The organism is Limosilactobacillus panis DSM 6035, from assembly GCF_001435935.1.
Taxonomy (GTDB): domain Bacteria; phylum Bacillota; class Bacilli; order Lactobacillales; family Lactobacillaceae; genus Limosilactobacillus; species Limosilactobacillus panis.
This window is the reverse complement of the sequence record NZ_AZGM01000113.1, coordinates 1-418: the sequence shown is the minus strand read 5'-3', so window position 1 is coordinate 418 and position 418 is coordinate 1. Positions and strand designations below refer to the sequence as shown.

The following is a 418-nucleotide window of genomic DNA, read 5'->3' as shown; positions in this document are numbered from 1 at the left end:
CCGCGATCGCCAGAAAGCTTCACTGTCATCGGTCAACGATTGGTCGTGAGCTTAAACGTGGTCGTGTCTTACAGCGTAACTCAGATTACTTCCTTTACCATCACTACTTTGGTGAAACGGCGCCAGCCAAGCATGAACAGCGGCGGCTGAAATGTCATTGTCATTCCTTGCTTAAACGGGGCCATTTCTTCTTTAAGCTCCTAACCAAACAGCTGGGCAGCCAATTTAACGCGATGAGTGTGGACGAGTTTATTGGCCAGTTCAAGTTAAAGTTTCCTGACCAGTTTTGTCCGTCAACGCCAACTGTTTACCGCTATATTGACCAGGGACGGTTAGCCATTAAGAATCTTGATTTACCACAGAAGCTAAGTCGGCATCTAAAAAAGCACCATCGTTCCCACTCTCGGCAAGCAGTGAA

1 protein-coding gene is annotated in these 418 nt (G+C 47.4%); it reads left to right on the top strand.

The genetic code is table 11. The annotated features are described in order from the left end of the window. Window positions 1-418, top strand: a 418-nt coding sequence (locus FD32_RS10070) for a transposase (protein ID WP_476703303.1), incomplete at both ends; no start/stop codon positions are given.